The 26,880-nt window shown below is 72.7% G+C and carries 24 protein-coding genes, 5 tRNA genes and 1 other RNA gene; 13 read left to right on the top strand and 17 right to left on the bottom strand.

The features are described 5' to 3' along the window. Positions 1–401: 401 nt before the first annotated feature. From OG861_RS15210 to OG861_RS15185, 5 genes are all read right to left on the bottom strand, one after another. Complete coding sequence (locus tag OG861_RS15210) at positions 402–689, bottom strand: hypothetical protein (RefSeq protein WP_329196856.1); 288 nt, start codon at positions 687–689, stop codon at positions 402–404. A 280-nt stretch (positions 690–969) separates the two neighbouring features. Then, a tRNA-Ser gene (locus OG861_RS15205) sits at positions 970–1,056 on the bottom strand. 81 nt (positions 1,057–1,137) lie between these two features. Next, positions 1,138–1,566, bottom strand: coding sequence for a tRNA adenosine(34) deaminase TadA (gene tadA, locus OG861_RS15200; protein WP_329202327.1), 429 nt, complete (start codon positions 1,564–1,566; stop codon positions 1,138–1,140). Between the two features lie 65 nt (positions 1,567–1,631). Further along, complete coding sequence (locus OG861_RS15195; protein ID WP_329196858.1) at positions 1,632–2,180, bottom strand: tRNA adenosine deaminase-associated protein; 549 nt, start codon at positions 2,178–2,180, stop codon at positions 1,632–1,634. Positions 2,181–2,941: 761 nt separating this feature from the next. Then, positions 2,942–3,874 (bottom strand): universal stress protein, encoded by a 933-nt coding sequence (locus OG861_RS15185; protein ID WP_329196862.1) that lies wholly within the window; start codon positions 3,872–3,874, stop codon positions 2,942–2,944. Between the two features lie 188 nt (positions 3,875–4,062). On the opposite strand from OG861_RS15185, the gene upp reads away from it, so the two are divergent. After that, positions 4,063–4,698, top strand: a complete 636-nt coding sequence (gene upp / locus OG861_RS15180) for a uracil phosphoribosyltransferase (RefSeq protein WP_190185477.1) — start codon at positions 4,063–4,065, stop codon at positions 4,696–4,698. A gap of 51 nt (positions 4,699–4,749) precedes the next feature. Here the strand turns inward: upp and OG861_RS15175 are convergent, their stop codons facing one another. Both OG861_RS15175 and OG861_RS15170 read right to left on the bottom strand, forming a co-directional pair. Then, on the bottom strand, positions 4,750–5,394 hold the full coding sequence (locus OG861_RS15175) for a LytR C-terminal domain-containing protein (protein WP_329196865.1): 645 nt from the start codon (positions 5,392–5,394) through the stop codon (positions 4,750–4,752). Positions 5,395–5,529: 135 nt separating this feature from the next. Further along, the gene (locus OG861_RS15170) at positions 5,530–5,826 is read right to left on the bottom strand and encodes a type II toxin-antitoxin system VapB family antitoxin (protein ID WP_008740979.1); all 297 of its coding nucleotides are present in this window, start codon (positions 5,824–5,826) and stop codon (positions 5,530–5,532) included. Between the two features lie 89 nt (positions 5,827–5,915). Between OG861_RS15170 and OG861_RS15165 the strand changes: the two genes are divergently transcribed. Together OG861_RS15165 and opcA are read left to right on the top strand one after the other, a co-directional pair. After that, entirely contained in the window at positions 5,916–7,496 is a 1,581-nt protein-coding gene (locus tag OG861_RS15165) for a helicase HerA-like domain-containing protein (protein WP_329196866.1), read from the top strand. Positions 7,497–7,605: 109 nt separating this feature from the next. Next, positions 7,606–8,538 carry a glucose-6-phosphate dehydrogenase assembly protein OpcA gene (opcA, locus tag OG861_RS15160; RefSeq protein WP_329196867.1) on the top strand — a complete coding sequence of 311 codons (933 nt, stop codon included), beginning with the start codon at positions 7,606–7,608 and terminating at the stop codon, positions 8,536–8,538. Here opcA and OG861_RS15155 read toward each other — a convergent pair. Together OG861_RS15155 and OG861_RS15150 are read right to left on the bottom strand one after the other, a co-directional pair. After that, complete coding sequence (locus OG861_RS15155) at positions 8,487–8,960, bottom strand: cupin domain-containing protein (protein ID WP_329196868.1); 474 nt, start codon at positions 8,958–8,960, stop codon at positions 8,487–8,489. The genes opcA and OG861_RS15155 overlap by 52 nt on opposite strands. Positions 8,961–9,085: 125 nt before the next feature. Continuing rightward, on the bottom strand, positions 9,086–9,700 hold the full coding sequence (locus OG861_RS15150; RefSeq protein ID WP_329196870.1) for an HhH-GPD-type base excision DNA repair protein: 615 nt from the start codon (positions 9,698–9,700) through the stop codon (positions 9,086–9,088). A gap of 111 nt (positions 9,701–9,811) precedes the next feature. On the opposite strand from OG861_RS15150, the gene OG861_RS15145 reads away from it, so the two are divergent. After that, positions 9,812–10,624 (top strand): VOC family protein, encoded by an 813-nt coding sequence (locus tag OG861_RS15145; RefSeq protein ID WP_329196872.1) that lies wholly within the window; start codon positions 9,812–9,814, stop codon positions 10,622–10,624. Positions 10,625–10,744: 120 nt separating this feature from the next. Here the strand turns inward: OG861_RS15145 and OG861_RS15140 are convergent, their stop codons facing one another. Continuing rightward, positions 10,745–11,443, bottom strand: coding sequence for a scabin-related ADP-ribosyltransferase (locus OG861_RS15140; RefSeq protein ID WP_329196874.1), 699 nt, complete (start codon positions 11,441–11,443; stop codon positions 10,745–10,747). 724 nt (positions 11,444–12,167) lie between these two features. Next, a tRNA-Ser gene (locus tag OG861_RS15135) sits at positions 12,168–12,255 on the bottom strand. A gap of 108 nt (positions 12,256–12,363) precedes the next feature. Here OG861_RS15135 and ffs point away from each other — a divergent pair. From ffs to OG861_RS15105, 6 genes are all read left to right on the top strand, one after another. Continuing rightward, positions 12,364–12,462, top strand: an RNA gene (gene ffs / locus OG861_RS15130) — signal recognition particle sRNA small type. A 66-nt stretch (positions 12,463–12,528) separates the two neighbouring features. Beyond that, positions 12,529–14,676 (top strand): DNA polymerase III subunit gamma and tau, encoded by a 2,148-nt coding sequence (locus OG861_RS15125; RefSeq protein WP_329196876.1) that lies wholly within the window; start codon positions 12,529–12,531, stop codon positions 14,674–14,676. 60 nt (positions 14,677–14,736) lie between these two features. Continuing rightward, positions 14,737–15,990, top strand: coding sequence for a phosphoribosylamine--glycine ligase (gene purD, locus OG861_RS15120; RefSeq protein WP_329196878.1), 1,254 nt, complete (start codon positions 14,737–14,739; stop codon positions 15,988–15,990). 277 nt (positions 15,991–16,267) lie between these two features. Then, positions 16,268–17,863, top strand: a complete 1,596-nt coding sequence (locus OG861_RS15115) for a hypothetical protein (RefSeq protein WP_329196880.1) — start codon at positions 16,268–16,270, stop codon at positions 17,861–17,863. A gap of 311 nt (positions 17,864–18,174) precedes the next feature. Continuing rightward, the gene (locus OG861_RS15110) at positions 18,175–19,653 is read left to right on the top strand and encodes a N,N-dimethylformamidase beta subunit family domain-containing protein (protein WP_329196881.1); all 1,479 of its coding nucleotides are present in this window, start codon (positions 18,175–18,177) and stop codon (positions 19,651–19,653) included. A gap of 77 nt (positions 19,654–19,730) precedes the next feature. After that, a complete protein-coding gene (locus OG861_RS15105; protein WP_329196883.1) occupies positions 19,731–20,675 on the top strand; it encodes a phosphoribosylaminoimidazolesuccinocarboxamide synthase in 945 nt (314 codons plus the stop codon). Between the two features lie 45 nt (positions 20,676–20,720). Here the strand turns inward: OG861_RS15105 and OG861_RS15100 are convergent. From OG861_RS15100 to OG861_RS15075, 6 genes are all read right to left on the bottom strand, one after another. Beyond that, positions 20,721–20,793 (bottom strand) — tRNA-Gly (locus OG861_RS15100). A gap of 22 nt (positions 20,794–20,815) precedes the next feature. Then, complete coding sequence (locus OG861_RS15095) at positions 20,816–21,427, bottom strand: response regulator transcription factor (RefSeq protein WP_330261730.1); 612 nt, start codon at positions 21,425–21,427, stop codon at positions 20,816–20,818. Then, complete coding sequence (locus OG861_RS15090; protein ID WP_443056562.1) at positions 21,424–22,680, bottom strand: sensor histidine kinase; 1,257 nt, start codon at positions 22,678–22,680, stop codon at positions 21,424–21,426. The genes OG861_RS15095 and OG861_RS15090 overlap by 4 nt, the downstream gene beginning before the upstream one ends. Positions 22,681–22,748: 68 nt before the next feature. Next, positions 22,749–22,821, bottom strand: a tRNA-Gly gene (locus tag OG861_RS15085). Positions 22,822–22,901: 80 nt separating this feature from the next. Then, positions 22,902–22,973, bottom strand: a tRNA-Gly gene (locus OG861_RS15080). 87 nt (positions 22,974–23,060) lie between these two features. Then, positions 23,061–23,378 (bottom strand): histone-like nucleoid-structuring protein Lsr2, encoded by a 318-nt coding sequence (locus OG861_RS15075; RefSeq protein WP_329196887.1) that lies wholly within the window; start codon positions 23,376–23,378, stop codon positions 23,061–23,063. 327 nt (positions 23,379–23,705) lie between these two features. Here OG861_RS15075 and purS point away from each other — a divergent pair, with 327 nt between their 5' ends. The 3 genes from purS to purL are packed head-to-tail and all read left to right on the top strand — an operon-like array spanning position 23,706 to position 26,880. Then, a complete protein-coding gene (gene purS / locus OG861_RS15070; protein ID WP_042801325.1) occupies positions 23,706–23,951 on the top strand; it encodes a phosphoribosylformylglycinamidine synthase subunit PurS in 246 nt (81 codons plus the stop codon). Positions 23,952–23,953: 2 nt separating this feature from the next. Then, the gene (gene purQ / locus OG861_RS15065; RefSeq protein WP_329196890.1) at positions 23,954–24,634 is read left to right on the top strand and encodes a phosphoribosylformylglycinamidine synthase subunit PurQ; all 681 of its coding nucleotides are present in this window, start codon (positions 23,954–23,956) and stop codon (positions 24,632–24,634) included. After that, positions 24,631–26,880, top strand: coding sequence for a phosphoribosylformylglycinamidine synthase subunit PurL (gene purL / locus OG861_RS15060; RefSeq protein ID WP_329196892.1), 2,250 nt, complete (start codon positions 24,631–24,633; stop codon positions 26,878–26,880). The genes purQ and purL overlap by 4 nt, the downstream gene beginning before the upstream one ends.

Raw genomic sequence — 26,880 nt, 5'->3', positions numbered from 1 at the left:
GCACTCACCTGACCTTTAAGGACCAATGGCCTGTCGGTAAGGGCCTTTTGTCGCTCCCCGGGTGGGAGGGGAAGACGCAGGATGGGACACGAGCCCACCGGTTCTGGCAGGAAGCCGGGGGGTGAGGGAAAGGGCCTCGCTGCGGGGTCCGGCCGCGGCTTCCCCCCGATCGCGGCTCGGACCGGCAGGTTCGGTCTCCTCGGGGGGAGCGGCTTCTCCCCCCCCCCGATGCCGCTTCCCCCGTCCACGCGTGAAGGTCCCGGCCACGGCCGGGGCCTTCCGTGCGTCGGGGGCCGGTGAGTTGCGGGAGCGGACGAGCTGCGGGTTACCGGCCGCGTTGCGGTGGCCGGCGGGCCGCGGTGGCCGGCGGGCCGCGGGTACCGGCCGCGTTGCGGGGCCCGTCAGCCGATGGCGCCGGCCAGGTCCGTGATGGGCTGGACGGGCGCGATCACCGGCGCGAGGTCGTTCGGGAGGTCCATCAGCCGGTTGAGCTGGTTGAGGGCGTTCAGCTTGGCGCCGATGTCCTGGACGGAGCCGGGCACGACACCCTTCGGCATGCCCGGGGCGGCCTGCGGCAGGTCCGGCAGGGTGAGCGGGGCGATCGGTGCGGCGGAGGCGGCGGGTGCGGCGAGGCCCGCGGCGGCCCCCGCGAGGGCGAAGGCGGCGAGCATGCGCTGGGTCTTGGTCATGCCGTGACAACGGCCGAGGGGGCAGCCGGTCACGCGGGGGTCCCTCGGAGGGCGGCCGTACGGGCGCTACGGGCGCGGGGCGGCGGCGGCCGGGGCGGGGCGGGGTGGGCATCCGGAGCGTCGCGGGCCGGGCGCCGGGCCGAGTGGAGGTGCGGGCGCGCGGGCCGGAGTCGTGGACGGGTGCGCGCGGGCCGGAGTCGTGGACGGGTGCGCGCGGGCCGAGTTGCGGGCGGGAACGACGAGAGCCCCGACCCTTGCGGGGCGGGGCTCTCGATCAGAGCGGTAGCGGTGGGATTTGAACCCACGGATAGCTTGCACCATCACACGCTTTCGAGGCGTGCTCCTTCGGCCGCTCGGACACGCTACCGAGAGAGAGCTTAGCCCAAAGAGAGCCGTGCTCTGAAATCCGTATCCGGTGCCGTGCCACGAGCCGCCCTGGAACGGTCGGTCAGAGGTCGCGGAAGAAGTCCGTCAGCTGCCGGGCGCACTCGTCCGCCAGCACGCCGCGGACCACCTCCGGCCGGTGGTTGAGCCTGCGGTCCCGTACGAGGTCCCAGAGCGACCCCGCCGCGCCCGCCTTCTCGTCATCCGCGCCGTAGACGACCCGGGCCACCCGGGACTGCACCAGTGCGCCCGCGCACATCACGCACGGCTCCAAGGTCACCACCAGGGTGCACCCGGTCAGCCGCCACTCCCCGAGCGCGGCGGCCGCCCGGCGCAGCGCGAGCACCTCGGCGTGGGCCGTGGGATCGCCGGTCGCCTCGCGCTCGTTGTGCCCGGTGGCGAGGAGCTCCCGGTCCGGGCCGAGCAGGACGGCGCCGACCGGCACGTCGCCGGCCGGCACCGCCAGGGCGGCCTCCTGGAGCGCCAGGCGCATGGAGTCCCGCCAGGGGTCCCGAACGGGGTCGGGACCGGGGTGGTGCGTGTGGTGCTCGGTGATCACTAGCGGACGGCCTCCAGGACCTCGGTCGCACCGAGCGACTCGGCGATCTCCGAGAGGGCGTCCCCGTCGAGGGTCATCAGTTGCTTGTGGCTCACGCCGAGGTCGTCGAGCAGCCGGGGGTCGCCGAGCGGACCGGCCGGTACCGGCTCGGTGCCGCCGCGGACCCCTTCGTCCGCGTCGTCGTCCTCGGTGGTGAAGGCGGCGATGGCGTCCTCCTCGCCGTCCTCGGTGCCGTCCAGGTCGAGTTCGTCGAGTTCGTCGTCCTCCTCCTCGCTGCCCAGCAGCTCTTTGGTCAGCATCGAGCCGTAGGAGCTGCGGTCGGCCGCGGAGGCGTTCGATACGAAGTACCGAGGGTCCTCCTCGCCGTCCACGCGGACGACGCCGAACCAGGCGTCCTCCTGCTCGATGAGGGCGACCACCGTGTCGTCGTCGACAGCGGCGGACCGGGCGAGATCGATCAGATCACTCAAGGACTCGACATCGTCGAGTTCCATGTCGCTCGCTTCCCACCCGTCTTCGGTGCGCGCGAGCAGTGCGGCGAAGTACACCGTGACTCTCCCACTGGTCGTAGGCGTGCCGGTTGGAGGTCCCCCCGGCCTGAGGTTGGGGCCTGAACAGCCGTGTGCGAGCCGTTCGTACCCCGCCCCATCGGCATCGTGGCAGAAACGGCGGCTTTGCGAGAGGTCTTCCGCGCTTGCGTCGTCCCGTGCCGTGGGCTCCGCGGGTTGTGCGGGGGCCGCGTTGGGCGGGCGGGACCCGGTCCCGGGGGTGGGCGTGTCACTCCCGGGACCCGGCCCGCCGGAGGGGGCGCCGGGGCGCGGGAGGCGGCGGCGGCGCGCGCCCGGGCTCCGCCCCGGGCCGCGCCCCGCATGCCGGCGGGGCCGGCTTCGGCCGGGGCGGCTGTCCCGGGTTCCGCGGCGCGTGGAACCCGGCGGCGCCGGGTCCGGGCCGGGTGACCGGCGGATCACCGGGTGACCAGCGAACCGCCGGAACGCCGGATGACCAGCGGACCGCCCGGTCACCGGTGGACCACCCGGTTACCAGCGGAACGTGCGCATGCGCATTTGTTGGCGCATACGGGCCGCGCGGGCGCGGCGGGGCTGGACGCGGTCGCGCAGTTCGCGCGCCTCGTTCAAGTCGCGGAGGAACTGCGCACGCCGCGCCCGGCGCTGCGCCGTACTCTCCGGCTCCCCCGGATCCCCCGGCTCTTTCTCTGGCACCATCGCCCACCGCCCCGGCTGCTCTTCTGCGGTTGTGCTACCCACCTTCCCCGGGACCCCCGCATTGATGCCACCCAGGTCGTCCCAGCTCAGGCGGGTTCGTCGTGGGTCGCCGGGACGACCGCCACCGGGCCCTGCGCGTGCTGGAGCACCGCGTGCGCGACGGACCCCATCATCAGCGCCCCCAGGCTCCGCTTCGGGTGGTGGCGCCCGACCACCACCAGCCCCGCCGAGCGCGACGCCTCCACCAGCCGCCCCGCCGCCTCACCCGGCACCGCGGCCTGCTCCACCCGCACCCCGGGGTGCCGCTCGCGGAACGGGGCGAGGCGTTCCTGCTGGGCCCGCAGGGCCTCCCGCTCGGCCGGGCCGAGGTCGTCGCCCCCCGCCAGCTCCTCGGGGGTGATCACCGCGAACGGCGTGTCCAGCGGCATGACCGCCGGGGACGGCGGTACCGGGTAGGCCGAGACCACCTGGACGGCCGTCCCCCGCGCGGAGGCCTCCGCGAACGCGAAGGCCAGTACGTCGTCATGCGTCTCGGCGGTGTGCAGCCCCAGGACGACCGCGCCGCCGGCCCCGGACCGCCCCGCCCGCGGCACCACCACCACCGGGCACGGCGCGGTGGTGGCCACGGCCCGGCTGTTCGACCCGAGCAGCAGCGCGGCGAACCCCCCGCGGCCCCGGGACCCCATGACCAGCGCGAGCGGCCGCGTCTCGGCCCCGATCACCCGCAGCGCCTCCGGAACGGACCCCTCCAGGGCCTCGTACCGCACCTGCGCCGGCTGCTCCGGCGCCGCCGCCAGGACCTCCCGCACCCGGTCCCCCACCGGATCGGCGTACTCCTCGGGCTCGGAGGCGTCGTGCAGGGACGAGCGCCGCCCCGCGTACAACTGGGCGCTGTCGGAGAGCACATGGGCGACGAGCAGCCCGGCGCCGTGCCGCAGCGCCGCGAGCCTCGCCCACTCCAGCGCCTCCAGGCTGTGCTCGGATCCGTCGACCGCCGCGATCACCAGTCCGTTGCTCATCAATCCAGGGTGCTGGCCCCCTGTGCGGCCCGCAATACCGGGGCCGGGGCCCCCGGGGTGCCCCTTCGGACACGGGAGGGGCCGCTCAGCGCGTAGCCTTTTGGGTGGAGGTCGCACATCGCGGCCGTTTTCGCAGGTCGCAGGTCGAAACCCGGCAGCTGGCGGCAGTTGAGGTCTTGGAGGAAGTTGTGCGTTTGCAGGTCGTCGATCACCCCTTGGTGGCGCACAAACTCACCACCCTGCGCGACAAGCGCACCGACTCCCCCACCTTCCGTCGCCTCGCCGACGAACTGGTGACCCTGCTGGCGTACGAGGCCACCCGCGACGTGCGCACCGAGCAGGCCGACATCGAGACCCCGGTCGCCGCGACGACCGGCGTGAAGCTCTCCCACCCGCGCCCGCTGGTCGTCCCGATCCTGCGCGCCGGTCTCGGCATGCTGGACGGCATGGTGCGGCTGCTGCCGACCGCCGAGGTCGGCTTCCTGGGCATGGTCCGCAACGAGGAGACCCTGGAGGCCTCCACGTACGCGACGCGCATGCCCGAGGACCTCTCCGGCCGGCAGGTCTACGTCGTCGACCCGATGCTGGCCACCGGCGGCACGCTGGTCGCCGCGATCCAGGAGCTCATCAAGCGCGGCGCCGACGACGTCACCGCCGTGGTGCTGCTGGCCGCGCCGGAGGGCGTCGAGGTCATGGAGCGCGAGCTGGCGGGCACGCCGGTGACGGTGGTGACGGCAGCCGTGGACGAGCGGCTCAACGAGCACGGCTACATCGTGCCGGGCCTGGGCGACGCGGGCGACCGCATGTACGGCTCGGCCGAGTAACGCCCCGGGCGCGGACCGGTGGTCAGGCGTCGGTGAGTGCTCCGGCGCCGGTCAGCACTTCTTCGCGGCGGGCGCGGGCTCGGGGTTGGCCAGGAGGGCCAGCGCCTTGTCGGCGTCCGCCTTCGTGCTGAGCTCCTTGAACCCGTCGCCGAGGATCAGGTCGATGTCCGGGCCCTCGCGGGTGTCGGTGTGCTGCGTCATGCCGGCCAGCTGGGTGCCGAGTACGGAGTAGGCCGCCTTGTCGGTCTTCGGCGAGCCCAGCATTATCCCGGTGCCCGGGACCTTCTTGTCGAAGTCGGCCGGGGCGTTGCCGACCTGCCCGATCACGAAGCCGCGTTTCTTCAGCTCGTCCCCGACGGCCTTGGCGAGGCCGGCGCGCGGGGTCGCGTTGTAGACGTTGACCGTGATCTGGCCGGGCTGGGGCAGCACCACCGCGGGTTTGGAGGGGGCCGCCGCCGGGCCGGCCTTGGGGGCGCCGGTCGGGCAGTCCTTGGCAGCGGCCGTCTTGTGCCGGGTGTCGCCGCGGAAGACGTCGATGAGCTGCAGTGCCCCGTAGCCGAGCAGGGCCAGCACGAGGGCGGAGCCGAACAGGGCGAGGATGATCCGGCGGCGTCGCCGCGGACGGCTCATGCGGGGGAAGGCAGCTCCGGTGACGCGGTACTTTCCGCCCATGCCGGGGGGAGTGAGCATGCTCATGGGCGCAGCGTAGTGCCGTACCGGAACGATGCCTACTAAATGATCGTTTGATCGGCAAAGGCCGACCCGAAAGGCGCAATCGGCCGGTCAGGACGGCTCACGTTCACGAGCGCGGGCTCTGGTGCGGAGCCCCGGTCAGTCCATTTCGAGGACGCGGGCGTGCAGCACCTGGCGCTGCTGGAGGGCCGCGCGCACGGCGCGGTGCAGCCCGTCCTCCAGGTACAGGTCGCCCTGCCACTTCACGACGTGCGCGAAGAGGTCCCCGTAGAAGGTGGAGTCCTCGGCGAGCAGTGTTTCGAGGTCCAGCTGTCCCTTGGTCGTCACGAGCTGGTCGAGCCGGACCGGGCGCGGGGCTACGTCCGCCCACTGCCGGGTGGTTTCCCTGCCGTGGTCGGGGTACGGCCGCCCGCTTCCGATGCGCTTGAAGATCACACGGAAAGCCTACCGGGCCGGTGCGTGCGGGCGCAGCATCGCAGCCGCAGTGCAAAAGTGGCAGACGGGGCCAATCCGGGAGTGACTTCATGAGCGAGAGCACCGACCCCGTGTCCCCGGCCGACCAGATCGCCGCCGGGTACGCCTTCACAGGACCAGCGCTCGATCTGGGGGCCCTGCTCTGGGAGGGCACCTGCCTGCCGGACCGGCAGGTCCGCATCCCGCTGGCCATGCTCAACCGGCACGGGCTGGTCGCCGGCGCCACCGGCACCGGCAAGACGAAAACCCTCCAGCTGATCGCCGAACAGCTCTCGGCGGCGGGCGTGCCCGTATTCCTCGCCGACATCAAAGGCGACGTCTCGGGGATTTCGGCGCCCGGTGTTCCGAGCGACCGCATCCGCCGACGGGCCGGGGAAGTGTCCCAGGAATGGTCGGCGACCGGATATCCGGCCGAGTTCTACTCCCTGGGCGGTATCGGGCCCGGTATTCCGCTCCGGGCGACGGTGACGGCTTTCGGGCCCGTCCTGCTGTCGAAGGTGCTCGGGCTCAACCAGACGCAGGAGCAGTCACTCGGTCTCATCTTCCATTACGCCGACTCCAAGGGCCTGGAGCTGATCGACCTCAAAGACCTCCGGGCGGTCGTGGCCTTCCTCGTGTCCGACCAGGGGAAGGCCGAACTCAAAGGCATCGGCGGCCTTTCCACGGTGACCGCCGGGGTGATCCTGCGATCGCTCACCGCATTCGAGCAGCAGGGCGCCGCGGATTTCTTCGGAGAGCCGGAATTCGACACCTCCGCATTCCTCCGCACGGCCCCCGACGGGCGCGGCGTGGTCTCCGTACTGGAACTCCCGGCGGTCCAGGACAAACCGCAGCTCTTCTCCACCTTCCTGATGTGGCTACTGGCGGACCTCTACGCGGACCTGCCGGAAGTGGGGGACGTGGAGCGGCCCGGACTCGTCTTCTTCTTCGACGAGGCTCACCTGCTGTTCCACGACGCCTCGAAGGCGTTCCTGGAATCCATCACCCAGACGGTCCGGCTCATCCGTTCCAAGGGCGTCGGCGTCTTCTTCGTGACGCAGACCCCGAAGGACGTGCCGGCGGACGTACTGGCGCAGCTCGGCAACCGGGTGCAGCACGCGCTGCGCGCCTTCACCCCCGACGACGCGAAGGCGCTCAGGGCGACGGTGAAGACCTTCCCCCGGTCGGCCTACGACCTGGAGGAGCTGCTCACCCAGCTCGGGACGGGCGAGGCGGTGATCACCGTGCTGAGCGAGAACGGCGCGCCCACGCCCGTGGCGGCGACCCGGCTGCGCGCCCCGCAGTCACTGATGGGGCCGCTCGACGCGGCCGCCCTCGACCGCGCGGTGACCTCCTCGCCCCTGTACCCCCGGTACGCGCAGCCGGTCGACCGCGAGTCGGCCTACGAGAAGATCAGCGCCGAGCAGGCGGCGGCCGAGGCCGCGGCGGAGCGGGCCGCCGCGGCCGGGGAAGGGGAGAAAGAGGGCAGGCCGGCCGCGAAGGCGGGCCGCGGCGCGCCCCGGCAGGAACCCTCCCTGGCGCAGCAGGTGGTGGGCAGCGGGCTCTTCCGCTCGCTGGCCCGGTCCGTCGGCACCCAGCTGGGGCGGGAGATCTCGCGCTCGCTCTTCGGGACGGCCCGCCGTCGACGCTGAACCGCCGCGCCCCGTTCCCACCTTCACCCGGACGGCCCAGCCGGACGGTCCAGACGGAATCCACTGAACCGGTTGCCATATCCATGGCCTTCGCTGACAGACTCGGACCATGCGGACAGACCTCACCGACACCACGTCCGGCAAGATCGACCGGGCCCTCCTCGAAGCGCGCCGAGCCGTCGGCAGCCCCGCCATGGGGCTGGTGCTCACGCTCGTCGTGGTCACCGACGAGGAGAACGCCTACGACGCGGTCCGCGCGGCCTCCGAAGCCTCGCGCGAGCACCCCTCCCGGATCATCGCGGTGATCAAACGGACCGCACGCGGTCCGCGCAAGCTCCAGCGGACGCGCCTGGACGCCGAACTGCGCGTCGGATCCGACGCCGGATCGGGAGAGATCGTGCTGCTGCGGCTGTACGGGGAACTCACCGAGCACGCGAGTTCGGTCGTACTGCCCCTGCTGGCGCCGGACGCGCCGGTGGTGGCGTGGTGGCCGGCCGACGCCCCCGCCTCACCGGCCCTCGATCCGCTGGGCGCGCTGGCGCAGCGCCGGATCACCGATGCCCAGGCGGCCGACGACCCGGTGGGCGTCCTGCGCGAGCGGGCGGCCTCGTACGCCCCCGGTGACACCGACCTCGCCTGGACCCGGCTGACGCCGTGGCGTTCGCTGCTGGCCGGCTCCCTGGAGCAGGCGCCGCTGCCGGTGACCGGCGCCGCGGTGGAGAGCGAGCCCGGCCACGCGAGTGCCGAGCTGCTGGCGCGCTGGCTGGAGGTCCGGCTCGGGGTGCCGGTGGAGCGGGTGGCGACGGAGGGGCCGGTGGTGACGCGGGTCCGGCTGGAGACGACCGGGGGCGAGATCCGGGTGGACCGGCCCGACGGGGTGCTGGCCACCCTTTCCCTTCCGGGGTGGCCAGACCGCAAGGTCGCCCTCAAGATCCGCAGCCTCGCCGAGCTGATCTCGGAGGAACTGCGCCGGCTCGACGCCGACGTCGTCTACGCCTCGGCGCTGCGCGGGCGCCCGGCCCAGGCCTCGCTCTCCGCGTAGTGGTTGTCGTAGACGGGCTGGCTGTCGATGATGTCCTGCACGGTGGCCTCGCCCGCGCGCACCCGGCCCAGCAGGCGGTAGTAGTCGAAGCGCCCCATGCCGGGGGTGAAGCCGACGAAGACCTCGGCCGTGTGGCCGGCCGCCGGGGCGAAGGCGTGCTTCACGCCGGGCGGGACGCTGAGGAAGTCGCCCTTGCCCAGGGTGTGGATCTCGTCGCCGACGAGGACGTCGAGCCGCCCCTCCGTGACGTGGAAGAACTCGGTCGCCTTGGTGTGGAAGTGCACGGGGGCGCCGGCCGCGCCGACCTCGAAGATGGCCGTGTTGCAGGTGAGTTCGGGGGTGTCGGTGAGCAGTGTGATGAAGCTGCCCGGGCCGTCGGAGATGGACTCGGCGGTGGCCGCGCGCGTGAGGTTCGAGGTCATGGGGCGAGGGTAAGCGGGGCGCGGACGGCGCCCGGGTCCGGGTGGCCGGATCCGTCAACTCGCCTGTTGACGCAGGTGGCTGCGGGGCCGTCAACCGGCCGGTTTTCGTGGCGGCTTCTGGGCGGTCAGCTCGTCCCGCCGTCGCCGGCCCCCGACTTCGCGGCCTTCGCGGCGGCCTTGTGCTCCTGCTTGTACGCCCGCACCTTGGCCAGTGATTCCGGCCCGGTGATGTCCGCCGCCGAGCGGTGGACGCCCGCCTCGCCGTAGCCGCCGGCCGCCTCCCGCCAGCCCTTCGGGCGCACCCCGAACCGCTTGCCCAGCAGGGCCAGGAAGATCTGAGCCTTCTGTTCCCCGAAGCCGGGCAGGTCCCTCAGCCGCCGCAGCAGTTCGGCGCCGGATCCCGCGTCCCGCCAGATCCCCTCCGCGTCCCCGTCGTAGTGCTCCACCAGGTACGCGCACAGCTGCTGTACCCGCTTCGCCATGGAGCCCGGGTAGCGGTGCACGGCCGGCTTCTCGGAAAGCAGAGCCGCGAAGGCCTCCGGGTCGTAGGCGGCGATCGTGTGGGCGTCGAGGTCGTCCGCGTCCATCCGACGGGCGATCGTGTACGGCCCCGAGAAGGCCCACTCCATGGGTACCTGCTGGTCGAGCAGCATCCCGACGAGCGCGGCGAGCGGGCTCCGGCCGAGCAGCGCGTCGGCCTCCGGCTGCTGGGCCAGCCGGATGGTGATGTCCTTGTCCATGGCTCCAGCCTCCCCCGCCGCTGTCCTCCGCGCGCGGGCGGCGCACCGGCCGCCTAGCGTGTGAAGCGAGACGGGTCACGACGACGTACACGACACGGGAGTCGATCGATCATGACTGGGTACCCGGAAGGCGCCCCTTGCTGGGTGGACGCGATGTTCGCCGACGTGGAGGCGGCCAAGGGCTTCTACGGTGACGTGCTGGGCTGGACGTTCGGCGACTCGGCGGGCGAGTACGGCAACTACACGCAGGCCTACTCCGACGGCAAGGCAGTCGCCGCCGTCGTGCCGCCGATGCCGGGCGCCGACGCCCCGTCGCAGTGGTGCCTGTACTTCGCCTCGCCGGACGCGGCCGCCACGGCGGAGAAGATCAGGTCGGCGGGCGGCGAGGTGGCGATGGGGCCGATGCAGGTCGGCGGTTTCGGCACGATGGTGATCGCCAAGGAGCCCAGCGGCGCGGTCTTCGGCGTCTGGCAGCCGGGAGAACACAAGGGCTTCGAGAAGACCGGCGAGGCGGGTTCGTTCGCCTGGGCGGAGGTCTTCACGCGGGACGCGGCGAAGGTGGACGGGTTCCTGCCGAAGGTGTTCCCCTACCAGGCCCTGCAGATGGACCCGGGCGACGACCCCGAGGCGGCGGGGATGGACTACAAGGTGTTCAGCCTCGGCGGCGCGCAGAACCCGGTGCTGGGCCGGATGAACATGGGTGACGAGTTCCCGAAAGAGATCCCGCCGTACATCCAGGTGTTCTTCGGGGTCGCGAACTGTGACGAGGCGGTGGAGAAGGCGCAGGCGCGGGGCGGCCGGCTCCACTTCGGTCCGGTCGACAGCCCCTTCGGCCGGTTCGCGGCACTGACCGACCAGCAGGGCGCGGCGTTCGCGGTGATCGACATGTCGACACGGGCCGGTGAGATGCCGAAGTTCGCGTAGCGCCGGCCGTTCGGCGCCGGTGGACCCGCGGGGGCGGTTCCCCCGTAGGCCCGCGCCGGCGCCCCGGCCCGTGCGTGTGGCCCGCACGAGGCCGGGGCGAGCCGCTCGGCCGCTCGGCCGCTACCGGGCCGCGGCGGTCCGCTCCAGGGCGTGGGGCGCGAAACCGGCGTTCGTCTTGCAGCCGAGGTTCTCGAAGGTGCTGACCTTCGTGTCCGGGTCGGTGGAGACGAGGTGGTACTTGCAGGCGCCCTTGATGTAGCGGCCTTCCACCCCGCCGGGGAAGTCGACCTCCTTGTTCCACAGGTACGGCGAGTCGTAGTGGTTGAGGTGCGCGGTGGCGTTCACGTCGATGCCGCCGGGGGCCTCGATCTCGTAGACCCAGCCGGTCTTGGCCGCTCCGTACGTGGCGAACTTCTGGGCCACCCACTTCTCGCAACTGGTGCTGAGGTGGGCGCTGTTCTGCCCGCCGCCCTTGACGATGTACTCGGCCAGCGGGATCAGCTCTTCCCCGCGCGGCGTGAAGCCGGTCTCGAAGAGCTCGTCGACGGTCTCCCGGGTGTCCCCGCGCCAGAGGGTGTTGGTGTCGTCGCGCCACTGCCAGTTCTCGTCCAGGGCGGTGGCGGCGACGGCTTGGGCGATCATCGGGTTGGTGGTCGTACGCCACCAGTCGGAGGCCCGGTACTCGGTGACGGGACCGCAGGGGGAGGTCAGGTCGGCGGCCGGTGCGGCGGGCGCGGCGGGCGCGGCGACGGCGGGTGAGACGGCGACGGCGGAGACGACGGATACGGCGGCGAGTACGCGCAGAGCGGCCTGCAGCATGGTGGGAGCCCATCGGTAGGTCGGTCGAACGGAACGCCGCCCTTTATAGGTGCGCCCCCACCGCCCCGGGCCGACCCCGGCCCCTGATCCACCCACACGGGCGGAACAGTCGTACTGGGGAAAGGATTTGGCTCCGCCGGCCGTCGCCCACTGGTGCGTGACCAGGAAGCGAGTCGGGTGCGGGCCCGGTCGACTGCCCGGTCGGGCCTGGTGTTGACGATGTCCGGGTCGATGGCGGTCAGGGTGGGGACGCACTCGGCCCGTGTCGCCGCACCCGGCTGGGGCGGGATCCCCTTGCCGGGCGGCGTCGCGGCGGAAGCCGACGGTCTGCTCGTCGCCCCGGGTGCGGCAGCGGGCGTGCTCGGCGCGGCGTGGCGGTGTCTTCGCCGACGGCTCGCCGGAGTCCTCCTCGGCGCTGCCGCACGCGGTGGGCCCCGCGGCGGCGATGACGACGGTCAGTACGGCGGTGGCGGTGCGGTGGTTCACGGCTCTCCCCTGTGCGGTGGCTGTGTGCACCGACGTAGATCGCACGGGGTGAGGGGTGGTCGTACGCGCCGTGGCCCTACGGCGACAGCGCGTGCTGCAGCGAAGGCCGGCCTGCCGGAGACCGCGCCCCCGCTGCCCGGCTCCGGAGCGACGCCCGGCGGGTCGCAGCCGCGACCGGGCAACGCAGAAGGCCCCGGCCGGTTTCCCGGTCGGGGCCTTCAAGTGCCCGGTGAGGCACTGGCGGAGGATACGAGATTCGAACTCGTGAGGGGTTGCCCCCAACACGCTTTCCAAGCGTGCGCCCTAGGCCACTAGGCGAATCCTCCGCCGCAAACAATACAAGACGTTGAGGGGTGCTCGCGAACGTGATCGTCGGGCGGGGGCGGTCGAGGGGGCCGGGTCGATTCCGGGGGGTTCCATCCGCTAGGGTGGGGCCCAGCCCCTCACGTGGCGCTATCTCACCCAACTCCCCCAGGGCCGGAAGGCAGCAAGGGTAAGTGGGCTCTGGCGGGTGCGTGGGGGGCGCTTTGCGTTCCGGGGCCGGGGCCCGGGGGTGCGGTGGGCCGCCGTTGTCGGTGGGCCCGGATAACCTCGTAGACGTGTCGTCCCTTGCGCTGTACCGCCGCTACCGCCCCGAGTCGTTCGCCGAGGTCATCGGGCAGGAGCATGTCACTGCCCCGCTGATGCAGGCCCTGCGGAACAACCGGGTCAATCACGCGTACCTGTTCAGCGGGCCACGCGGCTGCGGCAAGACCACCAGCGCGCGGATCCTCGCCCGGTGCCTGAACTGTGAGCAAGGTCCCACTCCCGACCCCTGCGGGCAGTGCCAGTCCTGCCGCGACCTCGCGCGCAACGGCCCCGGGTCCATCGACGTCATCGAGATCGACGCCGCCTCGCACGGTGGTGTGGACGACGCCCGTGACCTGCGGGAAAAGGCGTTCTTCGGCCCGGCGTCCAGCCGCTACAAGATCTACATCATCGACGAGGCGCACATGGTCACCTCGGCGGGCTTCAACGCCCTGCTGAAGGTGGTCGAGGAGCCCCCGGAGCACCTGAAATTCATCTTCGCCACCACCGAGCCGGAGAAGGTCATCGGGACGATCCGGTCCCGGACGCACCACTACCCCTTCCGGCTCGTGCCCCCCGGCACCCTGCGCGAGTACCTGGGCGAGGTCTGCGCGCGGGAGGGGGCCACCGTCGAGGACGGTGTGCTGCCGCTCGTGGTGCGGGCGGGGGCCGGGTCGGTACGTGACTCGATGTCGGTGATGGACCAGCTGCTCGCGGGCGCCGCCGACCAGGGTGTGACGTACGCCATGGCGACCTCCCTGCTCGGGTACACGGACGGCTCGCTGCTGGACTCCGTCATCGACGCCTTCGCCGCCGGGGACGGAGCCGCCGCCTTCGAGGTCGTGGACCGCGTCGTGGAGGGCGGGAACGACCCGCGCCGGTTCGTCGCCGACCTGCTGGAGCGGCTGCGCGACCTGGTGATCCTGGCGGCCGTGCCCGATGCCGGGGAGAAGGGGCTCATCGACGCCCCGGCCGATGTCGTCGAGCGCATGCAGGCCCAGGCCTCCGTGTTCGGCGCGGCCGAGCTGTCGCGGGCCGCCGACCTGGTCAACACCGGGCTCACGGAGATGCGCGGGGCCACCTCGCCCCGGCTCCAGCTGGAGCTGATCTGCGCCCGGGTGCTGCTGCCCGCCGCCTTCGATGACGAGCGGTCCTTCCAGGCGCGGCTCGACCGGCTGGAGAGGACCGGGTTCGCCGCCGCCGCCGCGGGCGCCTCCGCGGCCGCCGGGATGCCGAGCGCGGCCGCCGTGCCCGCTGCGCCCGCCATGGGGTACGTGCCCGGGCCCGAGGCGCACCCGATGGCCCCGGCCGGTCCCGCCGGGGGTGTCGCCGCGGCGCGTGCCGCCGTACGGACCCCCGAACCCGAGCCGGAGCCGGAGCCGCAGCACCAGCCGCAGCCCGAGTCCCGGCCGGAGCCGCAGCCCGCGGTCCAGGCACCCGCGCAGGCCCCCGCCGCCGCCCCGCCCGGCGCTTGGCCCGGGACGGCACGGCCGGGTGGCGGTGCCCCTGCCGCCGGAGCCTGGCCCACCGCGGCCTCCGCCGCCCCGCCCGCCCCCGCCCCGGCTTCCGTGCAGCAGCAGCCCGCCGCACCGGCGGCGCCCGCCGCGCCCTCCCCCGGGATGGCGGCCGGCGTCGGCCAGGTGCAGGCGATGTGGCCCGGCGTGCTGGAGGCCGTGAAGAACCGCCGCCGTTTCACCTGGATCCTGCTCAGCCAGAACGCCCAGGTCACCGGCTTCGACGGGACGACCCTCCAGCTCGGTTTCCCCAACGTCGGCGCCCGCGACAACTTCGCGAGCAGCGGCAGCGAAGACGTCCTCAAGGCGGTCCTGGCCGAGCAGTTCCAGGTCCACTGGAAGATCGACGCGGTGGTGGGAGGCGGCGGAGGACAGCCGGTCGGCCCGGGCCCGGGCCCGTACACGCCGCCCGCGGCTCCTGCCCCGCCCCCGTCGCAGCAGCCTCCGACCCAGCCCCAGCAGCCCGCGTACCAGCCGCCCCAGCAGCACCAGCAGGCGCCGCCCGCCCCGCAGCAGCCCGCGTACCAGCCGCCCCCGCCGGTCGCCCCCGAGGACGACGTCCCCGAGGAGGACGACCCCGACCTCGTCGAGAGCGCACTGACGGGACACGACCTGATCGTGCGCGAGCTCGGAGCCACCGTTATAGAGGAATACACGAACGAGTAGAGGCCCGTAATTGGGTGGCCGCACGAAGCGGGCCCGGCCACCCGGGCTAGGCTGCATGTCGTGAAGGTCCTCGTCATCGGCGGCGGCGCCCGCGAACACGCCCTGTGCCGCTCTCTGTCCCTCGACCCCGACGTCAACGCGCTGTACTGCGCTCCCGGCAACGCCGGCATCTCCGAGGTGGCCGAGCTGCGCCCGGTCGACGCCCTCGACGGTGGGGCCGTGGCCCGCCTGGCCACCGAGCTCGGCGCCGATCTCGTCGTCATCGGCCCGGAGGCCCCGCTGGTCGCCGGAGTCGCCGACGCCGTCCGCACCGCGGGCATCCCCGTCTTCGGCCCGTCCGCCGAGGCGGCGCAGCTGGAGGGCTCCAAGGCCTTCGCCAAGGACGTGATGGCGGCGGCCGCGGTCCCGACCGCGCGCAGCTACGTCTGCACCACCCCGGAAGAGGTGGACGCCGCCCTCGACGCCTTCGGCGCGCCGTACGTGGTCAAGGACGACGGCCTGGCGGCCGGCAAGGGCGTCGTGGTCACCGAGGACCGGGCCGCGGCCCGCGCCCACGCGCTGGCCTGCGACCGCGTCGTCATCGAGGAGTTCCTCGACGGCCCCGAGGTCTCCCTCTTCGCCATCACCGACGGCGTGACCGTACTGCCGCTCCAGCCCGCGCAGGACTTCAAGCGCGCGCTCGACGGCGACGAGGGTCCCAACACCGGGGGCATGGGCGCGTACTCCCCGCTGCCCTGGGCCGACCCGAAGCTCGTCGACGAGGTCATGGAGAGCGTCCTGCAGCCGACCGTGGACGAGCTGCGCCACCGCGGCACGCCCTTCTCCGGCCTCCTCTACGCCGGACTCGCGATCACCTCGCGCGGCGTGCGGGTCATCGAGTTCAACGCCCGGTTCGGCGACCCCGAGACCCAGGTCGTCCTGGCCCGGCTGCGCACGCCGCTGGCGCGCGTGCTGCTGAACGCCGCCCAGGGCACCCTGCACGCCGAGCCCCCGCTGAGCTGGCGCGAGGACGCGGCCGTCACGGTCGTCATCGCCTCGCACAACTACCCCGACACCCCGCGGACCGGGGACCCCATCGAGGGCCTGGCCGAGGTGGCCGCCGAGGACGCCCCGGAGGCCTACGTCCTGCACGCCGGGACCCGCCGCGAGGGCGACGCGGTCGTCAGCGCCGGCGGTCGGGTGCTGTCGGTGACGGCGACCGGTTCCGATCTGGCGCAGGCGCGGGAGCGGGCGTATAAGGCCGTCGCGCGGATCGGGCTCGACGGCTCGCAGCACCGTACGGACATCGCGGCCAAGGCGGCCGAAGGCCGCTGAGCAGCGGCTCCACGCCTTCCGCGGGCCCGGGTGCGCAGAGCGCGCCCGGGCCCGCGCGTGCGAATGCATCCAGCCGCGTTCGAAGGCGGCCAGCTTTACCCAAAGCCATTCCATCGGGTGATCGTGTCGCGGTCTGCCTGACGCCCGGCCGCGTCCCAACTAGGGTGCGGCGCAAGCATTCCGGCACATGGCCCACCGGCATTGCGATGTCAGTGGCGGGTGTCACAGTGGGGGAGTGAGCAAAGCCGCCGCAGGGCAGAGGGGGTGAGGTCCGGCCGTGTCCGGAATCGGTTCGATCGCTGAAGTGGGCGTGCCGTCCGCGCGTTCCCGTGCCCTCGCCGTGCTGCGCGTGCGCAGCCGGGCGGCGGCCGTCGTGCTGCTGCCGGCCGCCGTCGCCGTGGTGCTGGTGGCCGCCCGGATGACCGGCCGGCTGGCCGGGGACCCCTGGCCCGCCGTGATCCTCGTCGTCTGCGTGGTCGCCGCGCTGGTGCTGCTCGTCGGCGGGACCTTCGCCGCGGTGGTGCTGCGCGCCGGCCCCGCCCTGACGCCGACGGTGCCGCTGTCGGAGGCGGCCGCGCCCGACCTCTACCGGCTCGTGCGGGACCTCGCCGACCGGATGGACGTGCCCGCGCCCTCCGCGATAGCCCTGACCCCCGACTGCGACAGCTGGCTGGAGGACCGTACGCACCCGGCCCACCGCCGGTCCGGCATCGCGGCGGGCCGGCCCGAGTCGGAGCCCGGGGCGGCCCCGGTGCTGGTGATCGGCTCGCCGTTCCTGTGGTGGATGCGGGTCGCGGAGCTCCGCGCCGTACTCGCGCCCGTCATCGCCGGTACGGGTCCCTCCGCGCACCCCGACATAGCCGACGCGCGCGGTTTCGTCCGGGGGCTGGACGCCGCGGTGGACGTGGGCTCCAGACGCGGGCTCGGCTGGATCGCCGGGCCGGCCGGACTGCTGCTGCGCCTGTGCCGGGTGGACGCGGCGGAGATGGAGCGCGGGGTGGCGGCCGCCGCCTCCGACCGCGCCCAGGACGTGGACTACGGGCTGCGCATCATGGCCCAGGAGCAGGTCGGGCTCGCCTACGCGGGCTGGGACCGGCTGCTCACGCGGGTCGCGCTGCCGGCCTGGCGGATGGGGCGCTGGCCGGCGCGGCTCGATGCCGGGGTGGTCTCCGCGCTGACCGAACTGTCCCGGCGGGACCGGCTGGCCGAGGGGTTCACCTCGCGGCTGGGCGAGCGGCCCGCCTGTGACCTGCTGGAGCAGCCGGGCGCCGTGGACGAGGCCGCTTCGCTGCTGGCCGCGCGGCTCTTCCACGGGGGCCCGGCCGAAGCCGGACCGCAGTGGTCGCCCGTGGACTGGGCGGAGTACCCGGAGCAGGTCGTGGACCGCAAGTGGCGCCTGGAGGCGGCCCGGCTGCACGCGGCCCTCGACGCGCTGGCCGTCCCGGCGGGGCCTCCCGTGGAGCGGGTCCTGGGCTTCCTCACCGACACCGCTGGGCAGGGCGCCGCCGGGGAGTTGCTGGCCGGGCACCTGGCCGCGGAGGAACGGTCCGCCGCGGGCGTCCCGGAGCCCGCCGGGGGCAAGGCGCGCACCGCGGACGCGGTGCCCCTGTTCCCGCTCCAGGCGCCGAGGAGCGGCCGGGACCTGCTGGCCGACCACGTGACGGCGCTGGTGTGCTGCGCGGCGGTGGACTCGGCAGGCGCGGAGCCCGGCCTGGACTGGCTGGACGGTCCGGTGCTGCGGGTGGCGGGCGAGCGCCGCTCGGACCTCGCGCCGAGCGTGCTGTGCCTGGTGGAGGACGGCGACCCCGAGCCCCTGCGGGCCTGGCTCGCGGCCATCGGCGTACGCCCGGAGAAGCCGGTCCGGCTCGTCTGAGGCCTGCCCCCCCCGCGGAGCACGGGACAGCCGTCGGGCCCGCCGGACGGCTCGGCCGCGGGCCCGGGCGCGGGCCCGGGCGCGGGCGCGGGCCCGGGCGCGAGGCCTGGGAGCCGGCCCCGGAGTGGCCCCGGGAGGGCCCGGGAGCCGGCCCGAGAGGGGCCGACGGCGCCGCACTGCGGGCCGCTTCCCTCCCAAGTTGGTCTCGGAGAGGTCTTTTCGCGACGAACGGTGACGGAGTGCGTGCGTTATGTGATGTGCTGGGGAACCGTGTATGTGCGTTCGGGGGAGTGAGGGAGGGGAACAGCGGTATGGCTACGGACCAGATCCGGCGGTGGGAGTCAGGTGCGCTCGCGCACGCGGTGACCGACCCCTTCGGCCAGGGCCCGCTGCCCTGGTTCCGGGGCAGCGAGCTGTACTTCGACGACACCGGCCACGTGGTGCCCTGGTACGTCGACCCGGCCGTCGCCCCCGGCCAGATCCCCCGCGCCCGCAGCAACGGCGGCCCGCGCACCGCCGATGACGTGCACCGGCAGATCAAGGGCTTCGCCTCCACCGGAGCCGTAGCCCCCGGCGAGGCCATCGACTTCCACATCACCGTCGATCCGCCCCAGCAGTTCTCGGTCGACATCTACCGCATCGGCCACTACGGCGGGGACGGCGCCAGCAAGATCCATTCGAGCCCCCGGCTCTCCGGCATCGTCCAGCCGGCCCCGCTCACCGCCGACCGCACGGTCTCCTGCCACCACTGGTGGCTGTCGTGGCGGCTCCAGGTGCCCTCGTACTGGCGCCTGGGCGCGTACGTCGCCGTCCTCACCACCCTCGACGGCTACCGTTCCCACATCCCCTTCACGGTCCGCGACGACCACCGCGCCGACCTGCTCCTGCTGCTCCCGGACATCACCTGGCAGGCCTACAACCTCTACCCGGAGGACGGCCACACCGGCGCGAGCCTCTACCACGCCTGGGACGAGCAGGGCCGGCTGCTGGGCGAGCAGGACGCGGCGATCACCGTGTCCTTCGACCGCCCGTACGCGGGCGCGGGCCTGCCCCTGCACGTGGGCCACGCCTACGACTTCATCCGCTGGGCCGAGCGCTACGGCTACGACCTCGCCTACGCCGACACCCGCGACCTGCACGCCGGCCGCGTCGACCCGACCCGCTACCGGGGCCTGGTCTTCCCCGGCCACGACGAGTACTGGTCGGCCCCCATGCGCCGCACCGTCGAGCGCGCCCGCGAGCACGGCACGTCCCTGGTGTTCCTCTCCGCCAACACCATGTACTGGCAGGTCGAGCTCGGCCCCTCGCCCTCCGGGGTCCCCGACCGGCTCCTCACCTGCCGAAAACGCCGTGGCCCGGGCCGCCCCAGCCTCTGGCGGGAGGTCGACCGCCCGGAGCAGCAGCTGCTCGGCATCCAGTACGCGGGCCGGGTCCCGGAACCCGCTCCCCTGGTGGTGCGCAACGCCGGTCACTGGCTGTGGGACGCCACCGGGGCCGCCGAGAACGACGAGCTCGACGGCCTGGTCGCCGGCGAGGCCGACCGGTACTTCCCGCGCACCCAACTGCCCGAGCACCAGGACCGGATCCTGCTCGCGCACTCCCCGTACCTCGACAGCGAGGGCGCCAAGCGCCACCAGGAGACGTCCCTCTACCGGGCGCCCAGCGGGGCCCTCGTCTTCGCCTCCGGCACCTTCGCCTGGTCCCCCGCCCTCGACCGCCCGGGCCACGTCGACGAGCGCGTGCAGCGGGCCACCGCCAACCTCCTCGACCGGATCTGCAAGCGGGACTGACCCGCCCCCGCAGTCGGGCCGCTGCGCCGGATACGGGACAATGGGGTCGCGCTCGTACAGAACCACAGGGAGACCCCGTGTCCGGATTCGTCGAAAAGCCCGAGCCGGTTCAGGTGCCCGGCCTCGTCCACCTCCACACCGGGAAGGTGCGCGACCTCTACCGCAACGAGGACGGCAACCTCGTCATGGTCGCCAGCGACCGGATGTCCGCCTTCGACTGGGTGCTGCCCACCGAGATCCCGGACAAGGGGCGGGTCCTCACCCAGCTCTCCCTGTGGTGGTTCGACCAGCTCGCCGACCTCGTCCCCAACCACGTGATCAGCACCGAGCTGCCCGCCGGCGCCCCCGCCGACTGGGCCGGCCGCACGATGGTCTGCCGCAGCCTCGACATGGTCCCCGTCGAGTGCGTGGCGCGCGGCTACCTCACCGGCTCCGGGCTCGTCGAGTACCGCCAGACCCGTACCGTCTGCGGACTCGCGCTCCCCGAGGGGCTCGTGGACGGCTCCGAGCTGCCCGCCCCGATCTTCACCCCGGCGGCCAAGGCCGAGGTCGGCGAGCACGACGAGAACGTGTCCTACGAGGAGGTCGCGCGGACCGCCGGCGCCGATACCGCGGCGGCGCTGCGCCAGCTCACCCTGGCCGTTTACAGCCGCGCCCGCGACATCGCCCGCGACCGCGGGATCATCCTCGCCGACACCAAGTTCGAGTTCGGCCACGCGGCGGACGGCACGCTCGTCGCCGCCGACGAGGTCCTGACCCCGGACTCCTCGCGCTTCTGGCCGGCCGACCAGTGGCAGCCGGGCCGCACCCAGTTCTCGTACGACAAGCAGTACGTGCGGAACTGGCTGAACTCCCCCGAATCCGGCTGGGACCCGAAGGGCGAGCTCCCGCCGCCGCCGCTGCCCCGCGAGGTGGTCGAGCAGACCCGCGCGAAGTACATCGAGGCCTACGAGCGGCTCACGGGCCTCAGCTGGGCGACCCAGCACGGCGCCCCGACGCAGACCGCGACCACCGAGTCCTGAACACGAAGAAGCCCCCGGTCCGAGGACCGGGGGCTTCTCACGCTGAGCGGACAACGCGACTCGAACGCGCGACATCCACCTTGGCAAGGTGGTGCTCTACCAACTGAGCTATGTCCGCATGCGCCGTAACGCGAGACCTACTATACCCAACCCCGCTCGCGTGCGAGACGCACCGCCGCGTGCCGGTTCTCCGCTCCCAGCTTCGTCGCCGCCGAGGACAGGTAGTTGCGTACCGTCCCCGGGGACAGGTGCGCCCGCTCCGCGATCTCCGCGACCGGCGCCCCGTCCCCGGCCAGTTCCAGGACCTCCGCCTCGCGCGCGGTCAGCGGGGAGTCCCCGGCGCTGATCGCGTCGGCCGCCAACTCCGGGTCCACATAACGCCCTCCGGCGTGCACGGTCCGGATCAGTTCGGCCAGCCGCTGCGCCGAGACGGTCTTCGGCGCGAAGGCCCGTACGCCCGCCGCCAGGGCCCGCTTGAGGTGGCCGGGACGCCCGTGGCTCGTCACGATCGTGACCTTGCAGTCCGGGAGTTCGGACCGCAGCGATGTGGCCACGCTCACACCGTCCGCCCCCGGCATCTGGAGGTCCAGGACCGCCACGTCCGGCCGGTGGGCCCGGGCCATGGCGAGCGCCTCCGGCCCCGTTGCCGCCTCGGCGACGACCAGCAGGTCGTCCTCCAGGGCCAGCAGCGCGGCCAGCGCCCCGCGGATCAGGTGCTCGTCGTCGGCCAGCAGCACGCGCACGGGGTTCACGCACCCACCTCCGCCGTCCGCGTCCGCGGGCCGGGGACCTGCGCGACCAGCCGGAACCGGCCGCCTTCCACGGGCCCGGCCCGCAGGGAGCCGTCGACGACCGCGAGCCGCTCGCGCAGCCCGGCCAGGCCCGACCCGGGCGGCCCGGAGGGAGCCGCGGCCGGGGCGCCGTCGTTCTCCACCAGCAGCGTCAGGGGGCCGTCCGGTCCCTCGCCGGCCGTCAGCCGGATCAGGCAGCTGCGGGCGTCACCGTGCCGCAGTACGTTGGTGGTGGCCTCCCGGACCACCCAGCCCAGCGCGGACTGCACCTCGGGCGGCAGCGCCCGTCCGGACTCGAACTCGACCCGGCAGTCCATCCCCGCGGCGCTCAGCACCCCCCGGGCGCCCTCCAGTTCCACCGCGAGGTCTGCCTCCCGGTACCCGCGCACGACGTCCCGTACCTCCCGCTGGGACTCGCGCGCGATCCGCTGAACCTCGATCATCTGCTCCACCGCCTCGGGACGTTCGCGCCGCGCCAGCTGCACGGCGAGCTCGCTCTTGAGCGCGATCACCGCCAGGTTGCGGCCCATCACGTCGTGCAGGTCCCGCCCGAACCGCAGCCGCTCCTCCGCCACCGCCAGGCGTGCCTGGTACTCCCGTGAGCGGTCCAGCTCGTGCACGGTCTGCAGCAGCCACGCGGAGAACCGGCAGGTGACGCAGAGGAAGAATCCGGCGCCCAGCACCCCTATGACGTACCCGAGCGCATCGCCCGCCGGGAGGCCCAGGGCGAGCACCGCCGCGCCGGTGAAGGCCGCCGCGGCCACGGGGCCGTAGGTCACGTGCCGGACGCGCCTGACGCACAGGGCGAACGATCCGCAGGCGAATCCGGTCATGCCGAGCACCGGGGGCGGGGCCACGGCCGCGTCCACCTGCCCGGTCCTCACCAGGACGAGGGTGGTCAGGCAGGCCGCGCCCGTGAAGGCGGCCGTGAAGACCGCGAGCCGTACGGGGCGGTCGCGGCGTTCCGTGAGCCAGTCCAGGGCCTGGGAGGAGAGGGCGCCGACGAGGACGGACTGGACGCACACCAGGAGGAACAGGGCGAGGGCGACGGCCCAGGGGGACCGTTCGGGACCGTCCCCGGTGGCGGACGCGAGCGCGCCGAGGCCGAACGAAGCGATTTCGAGCACCACGAAGGAGTGGAACGACCAGCGGGTGTACAGCTCGACCTTGCCCGCGGTGCCGCGGCTGCGCCACCACCCGGTCATCATCGGCACGTCTGGGCCCCCGGCTTGCTGGACGAACGACGAAGGCCCTGATCGATGATCAGGGCCTTCGTCTTCTGAGCGGACGACGCGACTCGAACGCGCGACATCCACCTTGGCAAGGTGGTGCTCTACCAACTGAGCTACGTCCGCATGCTCGCTCCGACACACGTGCCGTTGCGGTGCGTGCATCACTCTACCTGATCCACGACCGTGGCCGGTAAAGCGTGCAGAGCGGGTGACAGGGATTGCACACTGCGCCTCCCCCCTGGAAGGGGGGTGTTCTGCTACTGAACTACACCCGCACGACTTCGGGGCTTTGACCTGCGGTCTGGCCCCTCGGCGTGATCCACACACTAGCCGATCAGAGGGGGTGGATGGCAAATCCGGGGTCAGTGGGCAGCGTTGTAGGCCTCGTAGACCCGCTTCGGGATCCGGCCGCGCGGCGGCACGTCGTGGTCGTTCGACCGGGCCCAGGCGCGTACGGCGGCCGGGTCGGGGGCGATGCTGGTGTGCCGGTACGCCTTGCCCGAGCGGGCCTGCCGGCGGCCGGCGGCCACGTAAGGCGCCAGGCCCTTCCGCAGTTTCTTTGCGTTGGCCGGATTGAGGTCGATCTCGTACGACTTACCGTCCAGGGCGAACGAGACCGTTTCCGCCGCTTCTCCGCCGTCGATGTCATCGGAGAGCGTGACTACTACGCGCTGCGCCACGGATATCGGTCCCTTCGTGCGAGGTCACCGCGTACTGACGTGCGGGGATGTCGCCTGTGTGGATGTTTCGGAGCAATGCGTCAATCGGTCGGAATCCCGACTGAATCCTTTGTACCGCGATTCTCATTGAATTGCGAAGCCCAGTTAATTGTCTCCGCGTGTCCGGCCGCAATGGCGGGCGAGTGGTTTTCCGGTGGATTTTGCGAAGCGTTGGTGAAGCAGAAACGGCACACCTGTGGGGGCGCCGGGATATCTACCCGCGTAGAAATTTCGGGCGGGTACGCTGGAGGAACCGCCTTCGCACCAACCACCACACGGGAGTGCCCGATGGCACGCGTCGTAGTCGACGTCATGCTCAAGCCGGAGATCCTCGACCCCCAGGGCCAGGCGGTGCAGCGTGCACTGCCGCGCCTGGGATTCGACGGGATCGCCGACGTCCGCCAGGGGAAGCGCTTCGAACTGGAGGTGGAGGGACCGGTCGACCAGGCCGCCCTCGACCGCATCCACAAGATGGCCGAAACGTTCCTCGCCAACACCGTCATCGAAGACTTCACCGTGAAGGTCGAGGCCTGACGGTGACCACTCGCATCGGAGTCGTCACGTTCCCCGGAACGCTCGACGACCGTGACTCACTGCGCGCCGTGCGCCTCGCCGGAGCCGAGCCCGTCTCGCTGTGGCACCGCGACAAGGACCTCCACCAGGTCGACGCGGTCGTCCTCGCGGGCGGCTTCTCCTACGGGGACTACCTGCGCGCCGGGGCCATCTCCCGGTTCTCGCCGGTGATGGAGACCATCATCGAGCAGGCCAAGGCCGGCATGCCGGTCCTCGGCATCTGCAACGGCTTCCAGGTCCTGACCGAAGCCCACCTGCTGCCGGGGGCGATGCTCCGCAACAACCACCTGCACTTCATCTGCCGCGAGCAGAAGCTGCGCGTGGAGAACGCGGGAGGTGCCTGGACCGGCGACTACGAAGCCGGCCAGGAGATCTCCATCCCGCTCAAGAACATGGACGGCCGCTACACCGCCGACGAGCGCACGCTCGACGAACTGGAGGCCGAAGGCCGAGTGGCCTTCCGGTACCTCGACGGGAACCCGAACGGCTCGCTGCGGGACATCGCCGGCATCACCAACGCCGCCGGCAACGTCCTCGGCCTCATGCCGCACCCCGAGCACGCGGTCGAGCCGCTGATCGGGACGGGCCGCACCGACGGCCTCCCGTTCTTCACGTCGGTCCTGAAGAAGCTGGTCAGCGCATGAGCCTCGACACCATCAAGAACGCCACCGAGACCCCGGACGCGGCGCAGCCCTGGAAGGAACTCGGCCTCAAGGAGGACGAGTACGCCCGGATCCGGGAGATCCTCGGCCGCCGTCCCACCGGCGCCGAGCTCGCCATGTACTCCGTCATGTGGTCCGAGCACTGCTCGTACAAGAGCAGCAAGGTCCACTTGAAGCAGTTCGGCGACAAGGCCCCCGAGAACACGGCCATGCTCGTCGGCATCGGCGAGAACGCCGGTGTCGTCGACGTCGGCCAGGGCTACGCGGTCACCTTCAAGGTCGAGTCGCACAACCACCCCTCGTACATCGAGCCCTACCAGGGCGCGGCCACCGGCGTCGGCGGCATCGTCCGCGACATCCTCGCCATGGGCGCCCGCCCCGTCGCCGTGGTGGACCCGCTGCGCTTCGGCGCGGCCGACCACCCCGACACCAAGCGCGTACTGCCGGGCGTCGTCGCGGGCATCGGCGGCTACGGCAACTGCCTGGGCCTGCCCAACATCGGCGGCGAGGTCGTCTTCGACGCCTGCTACCAGGGCAACCCGCTGGTCAACGCCGGCTGCATCGGCGTGATGAAGCACGAGGACATCCACCTCGCCAAGGCCTCCGGCCCCGGCAACAAGGTCGTCCTCTACGGTGCCCGCACCGGCGGCGACGGCATCGGCGGCGTCTCGGTCCTCGCGTCCGAGACGTTCGACGACAGCAAGCCGACCAAGCGCCCCGCCGTCCAGGTCGGCGACCCCTTCCAGGAGAAGCTCCTCATCGAGTGCACCCTGGAGATCTTCAAGGAGAAGCTGGTCGCCGGCATCCAGGACCTCGGCGGCGCCGGGCTGTCCTGCGCCACGAGCGAGCTGGCCTCCGCCGGTTCCGGCGGCATGCGCGTCGAGCTGGACACCGTCCCGCTGCGCGACGCGACCCTCTCGCCCGAGGAGATCCTCATGAGCGAGTCGCAGGAACGCATGTGCGCGATCGTCGAGCCCCAGCACGTCGACCGCTTCATGGAGATCTGCGAGAAGTGGGACGTCATCGCCACCGTCATCGGTGAAGTCACCGACGGCGAACGCCTGGAGATCTTCTGGCACGGCGAGCAGATCGTGGACGTGCCCCCGGGCACCGTCGCCCACGAGGGACCGGTCTACCACCGCCCCTACGCCCGCCCCGAGTGGCAGGACGCGCTCCAGGCCGACGACGCGGGCAAGCTGCCGCGGCCGGCGACCTCCGAGGAACTGCGCGCGCAGGTCCTGGCGCTGGTCTCGTCGCCGAACCAGGCTTCGAAGTCCTGGGTCACCGACCAGTACGACCGTTTCGTGCAGGGCAACACGGTGCTCGCACAGCCCGAGGACGCCGGCATGGTCCGCATCGACGAGGAGACCGGCCTCGGCGTCGCGATGGCCACCGACGGCAACGGCCGCTTCGCGAAGCTCGACCCGTACACGGGCGCGCAGCTGGCCCTGGCGGAGGCGTACCGCAACGTCGCCGCGACCGGCGCCAAGCCGCTGGCCATCTCCGACTGCCTGAACTTCGGCTCCCCCGAGGACCCGGGCGTCATGTGGCAGTTCGCCGAGGCCACCCGCGGTCTCGCCGACGGCTGCCTGGAGCTGGGCACGCCGGTGACCGGCGGCAACGTCTCGCTCTACAACCAGACCGGTGACATCGCGATCCACCCGACCCCGGTCGTGGCGGTCCTCGGTGTGATCGACGACGTCAACCGCCGTACGCCGATGGCGTTCGCGGAGGCCGGCCAGCTGCTCTACCTGCTCGGCGACACGGCCGAGGAGTTCGGCGGCTCGGCGTGGTCCGAGGTCGTCCACCAGCACCTCGGCGGCATGCCGCCCAAGGTGGACCTCGGCCGCGAGAAGCTGCTCGGCGAGATCCTGATCTCGGCCTCGCGCGACGGCATGATCGACGCCGCGCACGACCTGTCGGACGGCGGCGTGATCCAGGCGCTCACCGAGTCCTGCCTGCGCGGCGGCAACGGCGCGCGGGTCGTGGTCCCGGAAGGCCTGGACGCCTTCACCTTCCTGTTCTCCGAGTCCGCGGGCCGCGCCATCGTGGCGGTCCCGCGCAGCGAGGAACTCCGCTTCACCGACATGTGCGGTGCGCGGGGCCTGCCGGCCACCCGCATCGGCGTGGTCGACGGCGAGGAGATCGAGGTCCAGGGCGAGTTCACCATCCCGCTCGCGGAACTGCGTACCGCCCACGAGGCGACGATCCCGGCGCTCCTCGCCTGA

It is taken from the genome of Streptomyces sp. NBC_00539, from assembly GCF_036346105.1.
Taxonomy (GTDB): domain Bacteria; phylum Actinomycetota; class Actinomycetes; order Streptomycetales; family Streptomycetaceae; genus Streptomyces.
The sequence above is the reverse complement of the archived record's forward strand: the minus strand, read 5'-3'. Positions and strand labels throughout refer to the sequence as shown.

What these genes read in the sequence shown, in the direction of transcription:
- OG861_RS15150 (WP_329196870.1), bottom strand. Translation starts at nt 9,700, where the DNA reads ATGGACAAGGACATCACCATCCGGCTGGCCCAGCAGCCGGAGGCCGAC.
- purL (WP_329196892.1), top strand. Translation starts at nt 24,631, where the DNA reads ATGAGCCTCGACACCATCAAGAACGCCACCGAGACCCCGGACGCGGCG.
- OG861_RS15110 (WP_329196881.1), top strand. Translation starts at nt 18,175, where the DNA reads ATGGCTACGGACCAGATCCGGCGGTGGGAGTCAGGTGCGCTCGCGCAC.
- tadA (WP_329202327.1), bottom strand. Translation starts at nt 1,566, where the DNA reads ATGCGCCTGGCGCTCCAGGAGGCCGCCCTGGCGGTGCCGGCCGGCGAC.
- OG861_RS15185 (WP_329196862.1), bottom strand. Translation starts at nt 3,874, where the DNA reads ATGAGCAACGGACTGGTGATCGCGGCGGTCGACGGATCCGAGCACAGC.
- OG861_RS15140 (WP_329196874.1), bottom strand. Translation starts at nt 11,443, where the DNA reads ATGCTGCAGGCCGCTCTGCGCGTACTCGCCGCCGTATCCGTCGTCTCC.
- purS (WP_042801325.1), top strand. Translation starts at nt 23,706, where the DNA reads ATGGCACGCGTCGTAGTCGACGTCATGCTCAAGCCGGAGATCCTCGAC.
- OG861_RS15210 (WP_329196856.1), bottom strand. Translation starts at nt 689, where the DNA reads ATGACCAAGACCCAGCGCATGCTCGCCGCCTTCGCCCTCGCGGGGGCC.
- OG861_RS15165 (WP_329196866.1), top strand. Translation starts at nt 5,916, where the DNA reads ATGAGCGAGAGCACCGACCCCGTGTCCCCGGCCGACCAGATCGCCGCC.
- OG861_RS15155 (WP_329196868.1), bottom strand. Translation starts at nt 8,960, where the DNA reads ATGACCTCGAACCTCACGCGCGCGGCCACCGCCGAGTCCATCTCCGAC.
- OG861_RS15175 (WP_329196865.1), bottom strand. Translation starts at nt 5,394, where the DNA reads ATGAGCATGCTCACTCCCCCCGGCATGGGCGGAAAGTACCGCGTCACC.
- OG861_RS15145 (WP_329196872.1), top strand. Translation starts at nt 9,812, where the DNA reads ATGACTGGGTACCCGGAAGGCGCCCCTTGCTGGGTGGACGCGATGTTC.
- opcA (WP_329196867.1), top strand. Translation starts at nt 7,606, where the DNA reads ATGCGGACAGACCTCACCGACACCACGTCCGGCAAGATCGACCGGGCC.